Source organism: Mycoplasma sp. 3686h, assembly GCF_056781225.1.
Genome location: NZ_CM165562.1, coordinates 23,923 through 42,050 on the forward strand (window position 1 = coordinate 23,923; position 18,128 = coordinate 42,050).

The window sequence follows — 18,128 nt, forward strand, 5'->3', positions numbered from 1 at the left end:
CTTTTATATTTTTTGAATTGTCTCTAAAAAATCATCATCATTTGAAAAATCGATATTTTTATCAATTCAGTTTTTCCGAGATTGAGGATTTTCTCCCATTAGAGCACTAACTCTCCGTTCAGCAAGCGAAGCATCTTCAATTGTGGCACGAATTAAAGTGCGAGTTTCAGGGTTCATAGTTGTTTCTCATAATTGGTCAGCGTTCATTTCTCCAAGCCCTTTATAACGCTGAATTTCGATATTAGATTTAGATGTTTGCATAATTTCATTTAATTCATCATCATCTCAAGCATATTGATATTTTTTAGTGGTTTTATTAGTGACTTTATATAAAGGTGGAAGAGCAAAATAAACTCGTCCATCTTCTATTAATGGTTTCATTAAACGATAGAAAAATGTGAGTAAAAGGATTTGAATGTGAGAACCATCTGTATCGGCATCGGTCATAATAATCACTTTTCCATATTGAGCCTTTGAAAGATCAAAATCTTTCCCAAAACCTGCACCAATCGTGTTAATAATGGTTCCGATTTCAGTATTTTTTAAAATTTCTAAAAGTTTAGATTTTTCACAATTAATCACCTTACCACGAAGCGGCAAAATTGCTTGGTATTGACGATTTCTTCCGCTTTTAGCACTACCTCCGGCCGAATCACCCTCAACTAAAAACAATTCTTTTTCTTCAGGTTTTTTGCTAGTAGCAGGAGTGAGTTTGTCGCTCAGAATAGTTTTTTCTTTAAGGACATTTTTACTTTTACGAGCTTCTAATCTGCGTTTTCGTTCTTCTTGTCTAATTTCAAAAGCACGTTTAATTTTATCTAAAACTTTTTTAGCAACTTGTTTGTTTTCGGCAATTCATAATTCTAAATGTTTAGAAACAATCTCTTCAACTACTGATTTGGCATCAGGTGTTCCTAATTTATCTTTAGTTTGTCCAACAAATTCAAGGATTTTCTCTGGGATTTTTAAAGATAAAATTACCGATAATCCTTCTCTAATATCATCGCCGTCAAAAGAATTTTTACCTTTTAGTACATTTTCTTTGTTTGCGAATTCATTAAAAACTTTTGTAAAAGCAGTTTTTAAACCTGTTTCGTGAGTTCCACCATCACGAGTTTTAACATTGTTGACAAAACTTAAACAAAAGTCATTGTATGAATCAGTTCATTGAAATGCAAATTCAACTTCAATATCTCTTTTTTGGTCTGAAAAATAAGCTATTGGAGTAGCTGTTTCTTTAGAATCGTTTAAAAATTCTAAAAATGCTTTTAGACCATTTTGATATTCGTATTCTTCATAAAAATCTGAGTTTTCGTCAACTAATTTGATTCTTAAACCAGAGATTAAAAATGAACTTTCTTTTAAACGCTCACTAATTGTATTAATATTTAATTTAGCGTTTTTGAAAAGCTTATAATCAGGTCAAAATTGAACAGTGGTTCCGTTATGTTTTGAAGTTCCAATTTCTTTGGTACGTGTGATGATTTTATCTTGTTCAAATTCAGTTAAGTACTTAAGTCCATTACGAGACACAATTACACTTAATTTAGTTGACAAAGCATTAACCACACTCGAACCAACACCATGCAGTCCACCCGAGGTTTTATAAGCTCCTTCTTGGAATTTCCCTCCAGCGTGAAGCTCAGTAAAAACCAATTCAACTGCTGTTCGAGTTTCACCTTTTGCTTTATCAATTGGAATTCCACGACCATTATCGCTAATCACTACTGAAAAATCTTTTTTTAAAGTCACTGAAATTTCATTAGCATAACCTGCTAATGCTTCATCAATTGAATTATCAACAATTTCTCACACCAAATGGTGTAAACCATTAACATCAGTTCCCCCAATGTACATTCCGGGACGCTTACGAACTGCTTGTAGACCCTTTAGTTGTTGTATATCACTAGCTGTATATTCATTTTTACTCATTAAAATAATTATAAGCACTAAATGATAAAAAAATTAAATAAATGCTAATTAAGTGAAAGGGAAAAATTTTCGTTTTTTCATAAATTTAGTAAAATTAAAGTGTTAACCCATAAAGGGAGGAACTCGGGAGGAACTATTATGACTAAAAAATCAAAAGGAACTACAAGAAGAAAAGTTTTAATTTCTTTCCTTATAGTGTTAATTATTTTGTTTCTTGCTACCCTTTCTATTTGTTGTGCATATATAGCAGATTTCCTAATATTCCAAAACACAACTTTAGATGGTAGATTATTAACATATGCCCAAAGAATGCACGGTATTTTTGGTATTTGATACTAAAATTTCTTACATTTAATGATTTAAAATTACAGGTATTTATAAAAATCTGTAATTTTTATTTATTACAAAACCTTAGGATGTAAAATTTCAACAAATTTACAAAAATAAAAAATCAGGTTTAAAACCTGATTTTTTATCTATCTAATTTAATTTTAACACTTGGACCCATTGAAGCTGAGACAGTTAAGTTTAACATATATGTTCCTTTAACAGCAGCGGGTTTAAGTTTTCTAATTAAATTAATTAATGTTTTAGCATTTTCAACAAGGTGCTCAGTTGGCATGCTTGCTTTTCCTATAAGAGAGTGAACAATTCCAGCTTTATCGGTACGATAATTAGCTTTCCCTTTTTTAAGTTCTTCAACAGCTTTTTCAGGTGTTGGAGTTACAGTTCCAGTTTTAGGATTTGGCATAAGTCCTTTAGGACCAAGTTTTTTCCCATATTTACCAAGTAAAGGCATCATTGTAGGATCGGCAACCATAACATCAAAATCAAAATCATCTTCTTTAATTTTTTGTTCAAGTGCTTGACCATCAACAACAATATCAGCACCAGCTTCTTTAGCAAGTTTTTGTTTTTCAGGGTTGTTTGTAGCGACAAGTACTTTTACAGTTTTACCTGTTCCATTTGGAAGTAAAACAGCTCCACGAAGTTGCTGATCAGCTTTACGTACATCAAGGTTTAAGTTAAACGCAAGGTCAATTGAAGCATCAAATTTAGCGTAAGAAGTTTTTTTAGCAAGTTCAATAGCTTGGTCTAAATCATAAGCAATAGTGCGATCAAATGATTCACGAGCTGCTTTTAAGTTTTTTGATACTCTTTTAGCCATTAGTTGTCTCCTTGAGTTTCTGATGAGTTTTCTTCTTTGACTAATTCAACATTAATTGCTTGACCTTTAGTTTGGATAAGGTCTTGAGCAGCTGCATTTAATGATTCTTCTCTTGCTTTAGCTAATGCATCAGCTTTAGCTTTTTGTTTAGCTTGTGCATTGGCTTTGGCTATATCGTCTCATCCTTCGATTAAAACACCCATTTGTCTTGCTGTTCCAGCGATAATTGCCATAGCTGATTCAACATCATCAGTATTAAGATCTGGAAGTTTGTATTCAGCAATTGATCTTAAATCTTCTAATTTAATTGTTGCAACGATTTGTGCTTTTGATTTTTGAGAACCAGATGAAATTTTAGCAGCTTGCTTAATTTTGTATGAAGCAGGAGCTGTAAAGAGTTTAAAATCAAACGATTTATCTTTATAAACAGTAATAAGTACAGGAACTGGTTCATCACCACGATCTCTGGTTGCATCGTTAAATGCTTTAGTGAATTCTGGCATATTTACACCAACTCCAGCAAGAGCTGGACCTGGCTTAGCTTTTCCGGCAGGAAATTGCAATTTTGCTTTTTTAAGAATTTCTTTTGCCATTTGTGTGTATCCTTTCGATATTGTGGTCTAGCGATAAAAATATCTCCCACTAGCAGAGGCAATAGATATATTGCTTTTCAATTATAAATTAAAAATTAGTAACTCAAAGCAAAAGAATCCATATAATTAATAGGTTATTTATTAAACCTAATTTAAGCAGAAAATGTAATTTTTAGCATAAAAACTGCTCCTTTAAAAAACTGCTTTTCTGTTATAATTTCAATAAACTATTTTAGTATACTTACTTTTTTAGGAGAAAAATGGCTAAAAAACAAAAATCGTTTTTCGAGAAACTTTCAGAAATTAATGCAAGACACGAAGAGAAAAAAACAAGTCCCAAAGCAAAAACACGTAAAAAATGGATGTATATTGTTTTAGGACTTTTAAGTGGTGCTGTAATCACTTCAATTAGTGTTCCTTTGGGAATTAGTGTGAATAAAGTTAATTATATTAAAGCTCTTCCAGATGGTACAGTTTTATTTAAGTATGATAATGGAGGAAAACAGGAAAATTTAACTGTTAAACAAACTCTAGAATTAATCAATGGAAATAAAGATCAAACCAATCAAAAAATAGAACAACTTTACAAAGAAGCAGTTCTTTTTTGATATAACAAAGAAGTTCAAGCTTCTAAAGAATATGAAAGAATTTGAAATTCAGCTCGCTATAGTGGAGAAGGTGAAAGAACTAATATTGCACTGAGAAGTTTTGAAGATATTAATAAAGATAATAAAAATAAATTAGCTGATTTAAAAGAACAAATTATTAAAATTTATGGTTTTAATAATTGACAAAAACAATTTTCTGAAGAATTAAGCAAAAAAGACGAATATGGAAAAAGTGCAACCGAAGAAGAAGCGTTAGAATTTTTAAATTTTAAAGCAATTGAAAATGAAGCATTAAGACATTATAAAATTAAACTTGATAAAAACGTTGCACTAAGAGAAATTGAGAGAGTAGCAACTAAAGATATTTATAAAATTGATGAACACGGAAATGTCTTAGCTCAAAACGGAACCCCACAAATTTTAATTAAAAAAGGTGATAAAGTTTTTAATTACTATATTCCTCAAAGTTCAAACAACATTAAAGATGCTAACTATGCAGTCTCAAGCTCGGATAATACTCGAATAGCAACCATCACCACTCAATCATTTATTGATCAATTTAAGTCGATTAAACCTCTTATTGAAAAATATTTTGAACTAAATAAAATTATTTTACCCACAATTTATAAATTGCCAGGGAAAATTAATCAAAATCTTTCGCTTGAGTGACAATTTGATGAAAAAGAAAAACAAACCTTAATCAATCTTGCTAAATATACAATTTTCCCAAAAGATAATTCATTTGAAATCAAATCAAATGTTGATGTGCTAAAGAGTTTTAAACAAGCAAAAAATTATTTTATTCCAAGCTCAGGTCAAAGTCTTGAGAGTTTAAACAAAATTAGAAGTGATGACCAAAGTTTATTAGAAGCATTAACTACTGATACAACTAATTTTGGTTCATCAGGGGTAACTACATTTGCTTCAGAATTAAGCAAAAACACTAGCTTAGTTGTTGCATTAAGAGATGATAATTTACCAAGCGTTTCGCTAAGTGAATTATTTACTCCTGCTTTTTCAAGCGATATTCAAACTGACATTAATAATCGACTTAGCGAAATTAAAAAATTAACTGATAAAAATCAAGCTAGTGAAAAAGTAGATGCACTTAATAGATACATTGATTCATTATTTAAAAACTTTAGTGCTACAGAATTTGCTTCAATGATTAAAGAGCAATTTAACAAACATATCAATCTTCCAGTGGATAATCAAAACTTTTATTCATATGCATACAATGTTTCTGATTTACCAGGAGCTAAATTAATTGTCGATGAAAAAGGAACATATTTAGTTCGTAATGAACCAATTAATACTTTAGATACATTATTTACTTATTTACAAAATGATTTATCTTCGATTGCTAATGGAAACAATTCATTCTTTAAAATTGAGGATGCTTTAAATTCTGTGTGAACTAAAAATGTAGTTATTGCAGATAGCTTACAAAATAAAGAATTCCAAGACTTTTTATTAACTAAAACCAACAAATTTAGCGATAATAAATCAAACTACACTCAAGAAGATATCAACACTCTTAAAGCTGAAAATGATTCAATTTTACAAGGTAATCATGGACAAATCAAAAGTAATTTAATTTCAACTCTTTCAAAATGACTTGACGAAAAGCTAAATGGAAATAGCTATAACTTTATTGTTAATCAAGGAGTGATTAAAAGAGTAATTAAACATGATCCATTGCAAACAGCTGATAAAAACGCATTAGACGAATTATCTTCATTTGTTGAAGATATTACCAAAGGAGCTCAATAATGAAAAAAACAAAGCTTTTAAAAATATTGTTTTCTTCAGTGATTTTGAGTTCAAGTGCTAATTTTATGATTTCTTGTGGTTCTAATGTAAATACTGAAGCTAGAAGCAAACAAGAAAATGAGTTTCAAAATGCCAATTTAGAAAAAATCGCTGAAGGTTTTTGATTAAATTCAACATTATCAAAACTTTATTCAGTAAGTGAAAATTCACTTTTAGAAAACCAAAACTATTTAAACGATGCTTATAGTGCTTATAAAACTTATTTAAATAATTTACAAATAAGTGATTCATTAACTTTATCAAAATCACTAACTACATGGGAAATGCAAGCATTATTTAATGATAGTGATCTTGGGATTTTAAATAATAAAGCTAATGATTTATTTTTAGCAAACGCAACTCCTACAATGGAACAATTTAAAGTTTTATTAAATAAAAACAATACTGAAATTGAGTTTAATATTAATAAATTATTATTAGTGAAAAAATATTTTGAAATTAGTTCAGAAAATGATTTAAAAATTGTTAATAAAAATTCATATGATACTAATAAAGACAAATATGATTTAAGTCAGTTTAACTTAGTTGATTATGTTTTAAAAACAAAAATCGCACAAATATGGAAATATACTTCTCAAACAGCTAATGATATTTTCTCAAACGTAATCAGAACTATTAGCACTATAAATGATTACAATGATTTATTAAAAAATAAAAAAGAAGCTCTAAAAATTACCACCCCAGATTTATTATTTAATAATACTAATTTCGAAAAAACTCTTGGTGGATACGAGGGATTAAGTTCTTCATTAAACGAATATTCAATTAATACTGGAACCACTTTTTTACTCGAACAAAACAATTATGCAAATTTATCAGGGTTTTACGATTTAACAAATAATAAACTTGTTAGTGTCAATAATTCAGGTCAATTAAATGAGACTATCAAAGTAACTAATGATAATAAAAAAATTCAAGTTTCATATCTTAATGTTATTGCTCCGATAGCAAAAACTATAACCAAAGATTCAAAAGAAGTAAAAATTTTAAGTTTCGATAATACTCCGTATTTTGCTAAATTTAATATATTAAAAATTTATTTAGCTATTTTTGGGGGAGATAATCTTTATAAAACTGCTCGAAAAGCATTCGTTGATTTAGGTCATAAAATTTCATTAGAAAATGATATTATTAAAGAAAAACTGAAAGGATTAGATTTTGTCAAATAAAAGCGTTTTTTCAAAAATTATAGCTCGAGAAGTTCCTGCCGAATTTTTATATGAAGATGATGTGGTGATTGCAATTAAAGATGCATTTCCATGTCGGAAAGGACACTTTTTAGTTATTCCTCGTTCAGAAGAACCAAACATGTTACTTAATGATGAAGCTACTTATTTACATGCAATGAAAATAGCTAGAAAACTAGCACAAGAATTAGTGGTTGATAAAGGAATCGGAAGCTTTAAGTTAATTGTTAACACAGGAGAAAATTCAGGTCAAACTGTTTTCCATACTCACATTCACATTATTCCCTTCGAAGAAAAATTCGATGCTAAACAAAATAGATTTATGTGCTATAATTAAGTTATCTTCAAGTTATATATAAGAAGTTGCTCATGCAACTTTTTGTCTTTTTAGGGGTAATATGGATTATTTAAAAGTTTTAAAAGAACAATTTAACGACCAAATTTTATCAGCTAAGGTTAGTGATGAATCATTCGGAAAAACGTTAACAATAGAAGTAAATGTTAGTGATTTAGATTTGTTGGTTCAATATACTCGAGCAATTGAAAATTATTTAGAACAAATTAACGCATATCCTGATGATTTAAATATTCAAGTTTTATCTAAAGGAGAAGAATTAAACTTAAATTTAGCAAACTTAGATTTTTATTTAGATAAAATGGTTAAATTAACTTTTATCAAACCAGTTGAAAAAGAAACAGTGATGGTCGGAAAAATAATTCAAATTAACTCAGATTCAATTCTTTTAGAATGAAATCAAAAAGGAAGAATTAGAAAAATAAACATAGAAAAACCAAATATTAAAAACGGAGAAATTTATATTAAATTTTAGGAGAAAAAATGGCAAAAAAAACTACATTTGAGTTAACTGTCAATCACAAATGATATTTAATTGCTAAAGGTTATTCTACAAAACATCAAATTTCACTCCCAGAGGTCTTAGAAATTTTTTCTTTTGAAACCACTAAAGCAATTAATAAAGATATTGATCCAGAAGCTAAAATCGTATTTTCTTTAGATGAAGAAAACCAAGAGGTAATTATTAGCAATATTAACGGTGAAGTAGTGGATAATAATTTTGAATTTGAAGATACTGAAGAATCTTTAGATATTCAAAGAATTAGCTTTATCACAGTTAAACAAGCACAAAAAATCAATCCAAAAGTCAAAGAAGGTGATAATTTTTCAATTCTATTTGATTTTGAAATCATTCCCGAAAAAACCAAAGTGGCTATTAAAAATGGTTTTTATCAAAATTTTAAAACTACTGAAAAACAAAAAATATATCAGCGTTATTTACCTTTAGTTGGGAATAAACTTAAAGCTGAAGTTTTATCAAGGAACTCAAATGGATCATATAATTTACGATTTGAAGACGGGGTTACAGCTTTTTTACCAGCTTCAAAAGTGAATAAAGCTTTAGATATGAATCTAGGATCATATTTAGATGTTTATTTAGAATATGTTAATCCAGATAATAGATTAAGTATTTGTGAAGTTACTACTGATTCACCAAACCGAATTAGAGACCTTGTTTTAAATGAAATTCCTGAAATTAACCAAGGATTACTTCAAATTGTTAAAATTGAGAGAAATCCAGGAGTTCGTACCAAAATTTCGTTAAAATCAACCTCTAATTCAAGTGGATTTGATCCGTTTGGAAGCATTTTTGGAGAAGGTGCAAAAAGAATTCTTGCTATTTCCGAAAAATTAAATGGAGAAAAAATTGAAATTATTAAATATTCAACTGATATTTTTGAATATATCAAAAATGCACTAGCTCCTGCAAAAGTTGTGGATGTGGTAGAAGATAAAAAAACTTACTTTGCAATTGTAGAATCAGAAGAAATGAAAAACGCTATTGGTAAAGGTGGGGCAAATATTGATTTAGCTATTAAAATCACTAATTGCAAAATTAAGATTTTAACCGTTGAAGAAGCAAACGAAAAAGAAATTGCTTTTAACAAAAATAGATTTGCAGAAAATAATTTTGTCAAACATCCAAAACATAATCTTAGAGATACAAAAAGAAACGAATATTTCAAAGGAATTGAAATTAATATGAGCGAATTTTCTGATGATGTAGCTCAATTTAATGAAATTCAAAAAAATAGTACAAGCTTTTTTGAGAATCATCAAAACAAACCGAAAAACACCCCCTCTAAACCAAAACCAATTATGGGAGCTGAATTAGATGATTTATTCAGTGAAGAAGCTTTAAATATTGAAATAGAAAATGATAATGATTATGATTTTGTTTCTCAAATTGAATTTGATGATTTTGACGAAAAAGAAGATTTAGAAACTAGCGAAGATTCTGAGGATGCAAAAAGAGAAAAATCATTATTTAAAGCTTACAAAAACGCTAAAGTTGAATTGAAAGATTTTAAAGTTGATAGTGATTTAGCTAATTATGGACTTGATTTAAATTTAAATATCGATCTTAGTGGTTTTGATGATGAATGAGAAAAGAAAAAATAGCAACTATACACGAAAATGTATTGTTACAGGTCAAATTTTACCTGTCGAACAATTAACACGTTTTTCTCGTTCAAAAGAGAATCAAGAAATATTGCTAGACCTAAATAAAAATTTAAAAGGTCGAGGTGCATATTTTCAATTTTCTTTAGATAATTGAGAAAAAATAAAAAGAAATAAAGCTTTAAATAGAGTTTTCCGGTTTAATGTTTCAAATGAAAATTATTTGAAAATAGAACAAAAACTGTTGGAGGTGTTAAATGAACAAAAAACACAACAGAATTAGTAATGTGCATGATGTTAAAGAACAATTAGTAACAACTAAAACTGAACTAAAAAATGGAGTATTTACCTTTACCGGGAGAATGAGTATTGTTGATTTTGCTCACAAAATCAACAAGAATCCAAACGATATTATTAAACGATTCTTTATGCAAGGGAAAGCAAGAACGCTAAATTATCTTTTAGAAGAAGAAGAAATTGCTGAACTCTGTGTGGAATATGGATTTGATTTTAGTAAAGAAACAAACGTAGATGCAACTAATTTCCTTGATGAAGTTAGTTTCATTGATAAAGAAGAAGATTTAATTAAACGTGCACCAATTATTACGGTTATGGGGCATGTTGATCATGGTAAAACAACATTAATTGATAAAATTAGAAACTCAAATATTGTTGGTTTTGAAAGTAGTGGAATTACTCAACATACTGGAGCTTATCAAATCGAGCACAAAGGACACAAAATTACTTTTATTGATACTCCAGGTCATGAGGCTTTCACTCAAATGCGTGCTCGGGGTGCTAAAGTTACTGATATTGTTATTTTAGTTGTTGCCGCTGATGATGGGGTAATGCCTCAAACCAAAGAAGCAATTAGTCATGCTAAAGCTGCTCGAGTCCCAATTATTGTGTTTGTAAATAAAATGGACAAACCAAATAAAGATTTAGATCGCATTAAGGGTGAACTTGCTGAAAATGAAGTAGTTATTGAAGAATATGGTGGAGATACTCAAATTGTTTATGGTTCAGCATTAACCGGACAAGGACTTGATGATTTATTTGATCAAATTATGCTTTTAACTGAAATTTTAGATTTAAAAGCCAATCCAAAGCGTTATCCAATTGGAACTGTAATTGAATCACGTGTAGATAAAGGTGTTGGAGCTGTATCAACAATTATTGTTGAAAACGGAACCCTTTACAAAGGTGATTTTATAGTTGCAGGTTCAAAGTATGGAAGAATTCGGATGTTACTTGATTCACATAAACAACCAACAGATAAAGTGGAACCAGGTGCTCCAGCCATTGTTTCAGGTCTTAATTATGCTCCTGACGCTGGGGATAAATTTATCGGATTAAATGATGAAAAGTTTGCTAAAAAACTTGCCGAACAAAAAGCTGCACATGATAAATTAAGTGCATTAAATTCAAAATCAAATACTGATATGCTTGACGGTAAAAAAGTGTTTAATGTGATTGTTAAATCTGATGTTCATGGAACTAGTGAAGCGATTAAAAGTCAAATCAACCATTTAGAAAATGATGAAGCGATTATTCGTGTTATCTCTGCCGGTGCAGGAAATGTGAACGGAAGTGATTTATTGCTTGCAAAAGCTTCAAATGCAATTATTTTTGTTTTTAATCTTAAACCAACTCCTCCAATCAAACAATCAGCTAATAACCAAGGAATTACCATTGTTAATCACGATGTTATTTACAAAATTATTGAAGATTGTCAAAGCTTACTTGATTCAGAAAAAACTCCAGTTTATGAAGAACAAAAAATTGGAGAAGCTCATATTATTAAAGTGTTCTTTTATTCAAAAGTTGGAAAAATTGCTGGTTGCATCCAGGACAGTGGGATGGTGCTAGCTGGAAGCAAAGTTAAAGTTTATCGCAAAGGAAAATTAATTCACGAAGGTGTTTTAGAAACCTTAAGACGTGAACTTAACGATGTAAAAGAGGTCCTTAAAGGAAAAGACTTTGGTTGTCATATCAAAGACTATAATGACATTGAGGAAGATGACGTTCTAGAATTTTATCAAGATGTTAGAATTAATTAATTTTTATTTAGGTGTAAAATTAAAGGTGTAAAATGGAACTAAAAAAATTTATTAAAGATGTTAAAGATTTTCCAAAAGAAGGAATTATCTTTAAAGACATTTCTCCATTACTTGCTAATGGAGAAGCTCTCAATTTTGCTATCCAAGAGATAGCAAAACATTGTCAAGATGCCGATATTATTGTCGGACCTGATGCTAGAGGATTTTTATTCGGTACTCCTACAGCAGCATTTTTAAAAAAACCATTCATTATGGTTCGTAAACCAAAAAAACTACCTGGAGAAGTAGTTTCAATTAGTTATGATCTTGAATATGGATCAAATGTATTAGAATTGCAAAAAGGATTTGTTAAACCAGGACAAAAAGCTGTTATTGTTGATGATGTGCTTGCAACTGGTGGAACTACAAAAGCAATTATCCAATTATTAAGAAACCAGGGTGCTGATGTTAAAAAAGTTATTGTTCTCTTAGAGCTCACTTTCCTTCATGGACGTGAATTACTCGAAAAAGAAACCCAAGTTGTTTCACTAATTAAAGTTTAATGAATAAATCAAATAAACAAATAAAACCAACTATTTGGAAGCTGGTTTTATTTGTTTTAAAAATAACTTTTTTAGGATTTGGTGGTGGAAATGCTATGCTTCCAATCATTAAAAATGAAGCAGTTGAGAAAAAAGGTTGATTAACAAATGAAGAATTTGATGAAATGGTTGTGATTAGTAATATGCTTCCAGGACCATCAACAACCCAATGTTTATCATATGTTGTTCATAAATTCTACAACATATGAGTGACTTATTTATTAGTGCTTATTGCTGCACTTCCACATATTTTGTTTGCACTATTAATTTTACTAATCTTAAATTATATTCCAAAAGAATATATTTATGTCATTGGAGCTTGTGCTCTAATGCCGGTTATTGCTGGAGTAATATTAATTGGATATAGGTATGTTAAAAGAAGTCAAAATACACTTAAACTACCTGTTTGATTACTAATTGCAATAGCTTCAACTGCTTACTGTTTGTTTATCCCTTTTCCTTATAATTTACCTATTTTTACTTTTGGGATTTTATTTATTTGTACTTTTATTTATACTTTGTTTGTGATGTATAAGCACAAAAAACGAAATAAAATGAACAAAAACTTAGGAGATAAAAAATAATGGTTATTTTTGTCTCAATGATTTTGATTGCAGTTTTATCACTCACAGTTTTTGGTGGTGGTGCATTATTTATGCCTGTGTTTGAGTTTTTATGGAAATTCCTTGACTCAACCTTTGGTACAAATTTTGAAGTACAAATTAATTCATTTTTTGCAGCAGCGAATGCAACACCCGGGATTTTAGCACCCAAATTTGCTGTATATACTGGATACACACTCGGTGGGGATAATGGATTATATATCTTTATTTTTATCCTCTTAAGCTACTTTGTATTCATGTTTCCAGCAATTTCGCTCTTGTTAATTTTTCGCAAGATTATTCGTAAAAACAAGAATAAGTTGTTTGTAAAAACATTCTTTAATTTCATGTTTCCTGTGCTTATTGGAGTAATGTTTTCTCTTGCTATTTCATTGTTTTTAAAAATCACCTTTCCATTTTTTAAATTTAATTCAAACAGCGGTTATATTTTGTTAAATTTTAAGAACGGAATATCCACATTTTTTAGTGGTTTAAGGTTAAATTTATTGATAATTTATAGTATAGTATCAATAACGATTTTTATTATTTTAATCAAAAGAGGGTGTCCGATTATTTATTTAATTTTTTCAAATATAATTTTCGGATTACTCGTTTTTGCTCCTTGAATTGGATAGAAAAAATAGCTCACGTATTGATATGCACCCCAAAAGTTAGACAGCAAATGCTAACTTAAAAGGGGTGTATTTTTTATGAAATTAAATTATCAAGACAAAATTAAGATATATGAATTACGACAAAAAGGTATATCATGGTCAGCTTTATCAAGGTTATTTGGTGTGGATTCTTGAACGATAAGATACTTAGTTAGTTTAGCAAATCTTCATGGAATTAATATCTTTAAAAAGACTAACAACAAATATTATTCGTCAGAATTAAAATTAGAGATGATTCACAAAGTCTAAAATATGACTTACCCGGTTATGGATGCTATCAAGATGGATAACTGAATACAAGAAAAACGGGTATACTATTCTTGAAAAGAAAAGAGGAAGGATAACAAAAATGGGACGTAAACCAAAAAAATCTCAAGAAGAATTAACACCACTTGAACAAAGAGACAGAGAGATTGAGCGTCTCAGAACTGAGGTGGCATACCTAAAAAAGTTGAGACAATTTCTCTTAAAGGAAAATTATTTACAGAGTGAAAAACCAAAACAATCAAAGAAATGGTCAAAGAAGGATTCTCGTTAGACATTTTGTTATCAGTACTAATTTAGCTCGTTCAAATTATTATTATCATCTCAAAAGATTAGACAAAGAAGATAAAGATAAGAATATTAAGCAAGAAATTAAATCTATTTACAACGAACATAATGGAGTTTATGGTTATCGTAGAATTCATCTTGCGCTACGAAATCGTGGATATTTGATAAATCATAAGAAAATTCAACGTCTTATGAGACAAATGAATTTATTTGTAAGAACTAAAAAACGTAAAAAGTATAAATCTTACATGGGAAACGTTGGTCAAACAGTTCCAAATCTTATTAGCAGACAATTCTATGCTTCACAACCTTTAAAAAAGTGTTACACTGATATAACTGAATTTGCTCTACCAAATAATTCTCAAAAGCTTTATTTATCTCCAATTCTAGACGGTTTTAATAGCGAGATTATTAGTTTTAGTTTGTCTCGTTCTCCAGATTTGAAACAAGTTCGAAAGATATTGGAAAAAGCTTTTCCGAACAAAAAATATGAAGGCACCATTCTTCATAGTGATCAAGGTTTTCAATACCAACACTATAGTTATCATGAATTTTTAAAAAATAAAGGAATTATACCTTCAATGTCTCGCAAAAGAAATAGTCCGGACAATGGAATGATGGAATCGTTTTTCGGGGTCTTAAAATCAGAAATGTTTTATGGACACGAAAATAGTTTTGGTTCACTTGAAGAGTTAGAAAAAGCTATTACCGATTATATTTTTTATTACAACAACAAAAGAATTAAGGTTAAATTAAAAGGACTTAGTCCTGTAAAATACAGAACTAAGTACCTTCAATAATTTTTTGTCTAACTTTTGGGGGTCATATCACTATTTTATACTTTAAGAATTTGTTCTTCTTTTTCTTTAGTAAGAGCATTAATTTTGTCAATTTGTTTATCAACAAAAGCTTGCACTTGATCTAAATAATTTTTTTGCATATCTTCAGATAATTCATCATCAGCTTTAATTTGCTTATTAATTTCTTGGCGAGCGTTCCGAACACCCACTTTTGCTTGTTCGGAATATTTGCTTAAATTTTTAATAATTTCGTTTTTACGCTGAGTAGTAAGTACAGGAAAATTTAATCTAACTTGATGTCCTTCATCAATCGGTGTAACCCCTAAATTCGCATTCATAAGAGCTTTATTAACTTCTTTTACCGAAGTAATGTCGTAAGGTTTAATTAATAATTGTTGTGCTTCAGGTACGCTAATATTTGCTAATTCTTCTAAAGGGGTTGGAGTCCCATAGTATTCAACTCTAATTCCTTTAACAATTTGTGGATTTGCTCTACCGGTTGAAATTTTGGACATTTCAAAACGATAATGATTAATCGCTTTTTCACATCTCTCTTCTAAATCTAATAAATATAAGCCAATTTCCATTATTTGGTCACCTCTGTGTGAAGAATTTTGTTTTGTAAAACTTTAATAATCGAATCTTTTTCAAGTAAATTAAAGACAATTAAGTTAATATTATTTTCTCTAGCCATACTTGTGGCTGTAAGATCCATTACCTGTAATTTTTTTTCGAGAATTTGATCATATGTTATGGTTGGAAAATGTTTTGCATTTGGATTTTTTCTTGGATCACTATCGTAAATTCCATCAACCTTGTTTTTACCCATCAAGATTACTTCAGCACCAATTTCAGATGCATAAAGTGTAGCAGCTGTATCTGTAGTGAAAAATGGACGACCTGTTCCACCAACAAAAATCACTACTTCACCATCTTCAAGGTATTTAATAGTTTTTTCATTAATGTAATTCTCAGCAACTTTAGGATCAATGTTAATTGAACTTTGAATCCGAGCTTTTAAACCAACTTTTTCAAATCCACTTTGAAGAGCTAAACCATTCATAATAGTTGCTAACATCCCAATGTAATCAGCTCGATTTCTTGGAATTCCGTTTTTTTCAGCTGAAGTCCCTCTTCAAAAGTTTCCTCCACCAATAACTACTGAAATTTGAATACCTTGTTCATTAATGTACTTTAATTGTTTTGCTATATCAGCAACTAATTCATAGTCAATTGCTAGATTTTTTTCTTTATTGGAAAAACCTTCTCCCGAAAGCTTTAATAATATTCTTTTGTATTTCATTAATTCTCCGAAATATAATAGTTACTTTTATTATATTTTAAAATATCGTTTTTATAACAATATTTCAATAATCACGTTTTTGGAGATACCAAATTACTAATTACTCGGAAAAATGTTATAATTATAATTCAGAAAGAATAGATATGAATAAAGAAAAATACCTATTTGCAATTGATTTAGATGGTACTACATTGCGTTCGAGCTCAACCGGTGAAATTCACGATCTAACTGTCAACGCAATTAAACGTGCCACACAAGAGGGTCATATTGTTTGTATTTTAACAGGAAGACCTTGGCGAAGTACACAAATGATTTATGAAGAATTAGGGCTTGATACTGTTGTAGGAAACTATAACGGAGCTCACATTCATCATCCTAAAGATGACAGTTTTATTCCTCATGTTAAATATTTGAACCTCAACGAAGCACTCTATATTTTAGGTGATGAAGTAGTTGCTAAGGAGATTAGCAACATTGCAATTGAAGGACCTGATTGAGTTCAATTGCAACATCGTGATGAAGACCTAGAGCAAGTTTTTGGGTTTTCAAGCACCTCAAAACTTAAAATTGGATTAGATTTTCATAAAATTCCTCTTATGCCTACCGGGGTTATTTTTGATGTTAAACCAAGTACAGATGTAGAGCAATTAAGAAGATACCTTAAAGCTAAATATAGCGATTTAGCTGAGTTTTCGTATTGATCTAAAGGTGAAGGATTAACACCCGTCTTTGATATGACTAACATTACCACTAACAAAGGGAAAGCTCTTAGCATGCTAATTCGTTACTATGATATCAAAGTTGAAAACACTATTGCTATTGGTGATGGATTTAACGATGTTCCTATGTTTAAAATTGCTAATGTATCTGTTGCAATGGGGAATGCAACTAAAGAAGTTAAAAAACATGCAACTATTAAAATCTCAAAAAGCAACAAAGAAGGTGGGGTGGGACGTTATATTAACAAGTTTTTGGATAATCCAATCGAAGAAATTACCAAAAGTCAAAAAGTTAAGCAAAAAAGAGATGAAAACTGAGAATAATGAAGTACATTGAATTAGTTGATAAAAAACAAATCGAACAATTGGAAATTATCGGAATTGATGAAACAGGAGTATCTGACTATTTTACTCCACTGATTTCGTGTGCTTTTTATTTACCTACAAAAATGTATTCTTGAGCAAAATCACTTGGTGTTGACGATTCGAAAAAACTTACCAAAAACAAAATTATTAAAATTGCTCAAGAACTTAAAAAAAATAATCAAATCTCTTATTCAGTTTATCGATTAAAGCAAAGCACATACAATAAACTCAATCAAAAATATAATACTAATGAGTTAAAGTTTTTTACCCATTTAGGTGCATTAAATAATTTAAATAAAAAAATCTCTTTTACATCAAAAAACGTGTTAATTGATAAATATTCAACCACCAAATCAATTCAAAAATATCATAATACATTTTTTGTCTTTGATAATTGAACTAATTCAGAAGAACAAGAAATTGATGTATATTTAATTAATAAAGCCGAAAGTATTAGCTTATCAGTAGCTTGTGCTTCAATTATGGCTCGTTTTGAGCTAATCAATTATATGGAAAAACAAAATAAAGAGTGAAATTTTAACTTTCCATTAGGTGCAGGAACCAAAACACAGGAAATTGTTTATCAATTTGCTCAAACTTTTGGAGAAGATAAACTAGATCAAGTTTGTAAAACCAATATGAAATTATCAGCTAGTTTACTAAAGTAATGT

General features: G+C 29.5%; 17 protein-coding genes and 1 pseudogene. 13 read left to right on the top strand and 5 right to left on the bottom strand.

Annotated elements, in window-relative coordinates:
• Positions 1–3: 3 nt before the first annotated feature.
• The 3 genes from parE to rplK form a co-directional block, all read right to left on the bottom strand.
• Positions 4–1,932, bottom strand: a complete 1,929-nt coding sequence (gene parE, locus AC1RP9_RS00090; protein WP_481822374.1) for a DNA topoisomerase IV subunit B — start codon at positions 1,930–1,932, stop codon at positions 4–6.
• 472 nt (positions 1,933–2,404) lie between these two features.
• Positions 2,405–3,100, bottom strand: coding sequence for a 50S ribosomal protein L1 (gene rplA / locus AC1RP9_RS00095; RefSeq protein WP_481822376.1), 696 nt, complete (start codon positions 3,098–3,100; stop codon positions 2,405–2,407).
• Positions 3,100–3,693: a 50S ribosomal protein L11 gene (gene rplK, locus AC1RP9_RS00100; protein ID WP_481822378.1), complete on the bottom strand. Its 594-nt coding sequence runs from the start codon at positions 3,691–3,693 to the stop codon at positions 3,100–3,102. Before rplK ends, rplA begins: the two co-directional genes overlap by 1 nt.
• Before the next feature lie 260 nt (positions 3,694–3,953).
• Between rplK and AC1RP9_RS00105 the strand changes: the two genes are divergently transcribed.
• The 11 genes and pseudogenes from AC1RP9_RS00105 to AC1RP9_RS00155 all read left to right on the top strand — a co-directional run bounded on the left by AC1RP9_RS00105 (position 3,954) and on the right by AC1RP9_RS00155 (position 15,069).
• The gene (locus AC1RP9_RS00105) at positions 3,954–6,074 is read left to right on the top strand and encodes a HinT-interacting membrane complex protein P80 (RefSeq protein WP_481822380.1); all 2,121 of its coding nucleotides are present in this window, start codon (positions 3,954–3,956) and stop codon (positions 6,072–6,074) included.
• The gene (locus AC1RP9_RS00110; RefSeq protein WP_481822382.1) at positions 6,074–7,303 is read left to right on the top strand and encodes a HinT-interacting membrane complex lipoprotein P60; all 1,230 of its coding nucleotides are present in this window, start codon (positions 6,074–6,076) and stop codon (positions 7,301–7,303) included. Before AC1RP9_RS00105 ends, AC1RP9_RS00110 begins: the two co-directional genes overlap by 1 nt.
• Complete coding sequence (hinT, locus tag AC1RP9_RS00115; protein WP_481822384.1) at positions 7,293–7,658, top strand: histidine triad protein HinT; 366 nt, start codon at positions 7,293–7,295, stop codon at positions 7,656–7,658. The genes AC1RP9_RS00110 and hinT overlap by 11 nt, the downstream gene beginning before the upstream one ends.
• A gap of 61 nt (positions 7,659–7,719) precedes the next feature.
• Entirely contained in the window at positions 7,720–8,151 is a 432-nt protein-coding gene (locus AC1RP9_RS00120; protein ID WP_481822386.1) for an LSm family protein, read from the top strand.
• Between the two features lie 8 nt (positions 8,152–8,159).
• Positions 8,160–9,800: a NusA N-terminal domain-containing protein gene (locus AC1RP9_RS00125; protein WP_481822388.1), complete on the top strand. Its 1,641-nt coding sequence runs from the start codon at positions 8,160–8,162 to the stop codon at positions 9,798–9,800.
• Positions 9,778–10,083, top strand: a complete 306-nt coding sequence (locus AC1RP9_RS00130; protein WP_481822390.1) for a YlxR family protein — start codon at positions 9,778–9,780, stop codon at positions 10,081–10,083. The genes AC1RP9_RS00125 and AC1RP9_RS00130 overlap by 23 nt, the downstream gene beginning before the upstream one ends.
• The gene (infB, locus tag AC1RP9_RS00135) at positions 10,058–11,860 is read left to right on the top strand and encodes a translation initiation factor IF-2 (RefSeq protein ID WP_481822392.1); all 1,803 of its coding nucleotides are present in this window, start codon (positions 10,058–10,060) and stop codon (positions 11,858–11,860) included. Before AC1RP9_RS00130 ends, infB begins: the two co-directional genes overlap by 26 nt.
• Positions 11,861–11,892: 32 nt before the next feature.
• Complete coding sequence (locus tag AC1RP9_RS00140) at positions 11,893–12,402, top strand: adenine phosphoribosyltransferase (protein WP_481822393.1); 510 nt, start codon at positions 11,893–11,895, stop codon at positions 12,400–12,402.
• Positions 12,402–13,025, top strand: a complete 624-nt coding sequence (locus tag AC1RP9_RS00145; protein ID WP_481822394.1) for a chromate transporter — start codon at positions 12,402–12,404, stop codon at positions 13,023–13,025. Before AC1RP9_RS00140 ends, AC1RP9_RS00145 begins: the two co-directional genes overlap by 1 nt.
• Complete coding sequence (locus AC1RP9_RS00150) at positions 13,025–13,678, top strand: chromate transporter (RefSeq protein WP_481822395.1); 654 nt, start codon at positions 13,025–13,027, stop codon at positions 13,676–13,678. The genes AC1RP9_RS00145 and AC1RP9_RS00150 overlap by 1 nt, the downstream gene beginning before the upstream one ends.
• A gap of 75 nt (positions 13,679–13,753) precedes the next feature.
• Positions 13,754–15,069: pseudogene (locus tag AC1RP9_RS00155) on the top strand (IS3 family transposase).
• A 35-nt stretch (positions 15,070–15,104) separates the two neighbouring features.
• Here AC1RP9_RS00155 and frr read toward each other — a convergent pair.
• Both frr and pyrH read right to left on the bottom strand, forming a co-directional pair.
• Positions 15,105–15,656, bottom strand: a complete 552-nt coding sequence (frr, locus tag AC1RP9_RS00160) for a ribosome recycling factor (RefSeq protein ID WP_481822396.1) — start codon at positions 15,654–15,656, stop codon at positions 15,105–15,107.
• A complete protein-coding gene (pyrH, locus tag AC1RP9_RS00165; RefSeq protein WP_481822397.1) occupies positions 15,656–16,372 on the bottom strand; it encodes a UMP kinase in 717 nt (238 codons plus the stop codon). Before pyrH ends, frr begins: the two co-directional genes overlap by 1 nt.
• A 143-nt stretch (positions 16,373–16,515) precedes the next feature.
• On the opposite strand from pyrH, the gene AC1RP9_RS00170 reads away from it, so the two are divergent.
• Both AC1RP9_RS00170 and AC1RP9_RS00175 read left to right on the top strand, forming a co-directional pair.
• Positions 16,516–17,415 carry a Cof-type HAD-IIB family hydrolase gene (locus tag AC1RP9_RS00170; protein ID WP_481822398.1) on the top strand — a complete coding sequence of 300 codons (900 nt, stop codon included), beginning with the start codon at positions 16,516–16,518 and terminating at the stop codon, positions 17,413–17,415.
• A complete protein-coding gene (locus tag AC1RP9_RS00175) occupies positions 17,415–18,125 on the top strand; it encodes a ribonuclease HIII (RefSeq protein WP_481822399.1) in 711 nt (236 codons plus the stop codon). The genes AC1RP9_RS00170 and AC1RP9_RS00175 overlap by 1 nt, the downstream gene beginning before the upstream one ends.
• The last annotated feature ends 3 nt before the right edge of the window (positions 18,126–18,128 follow it).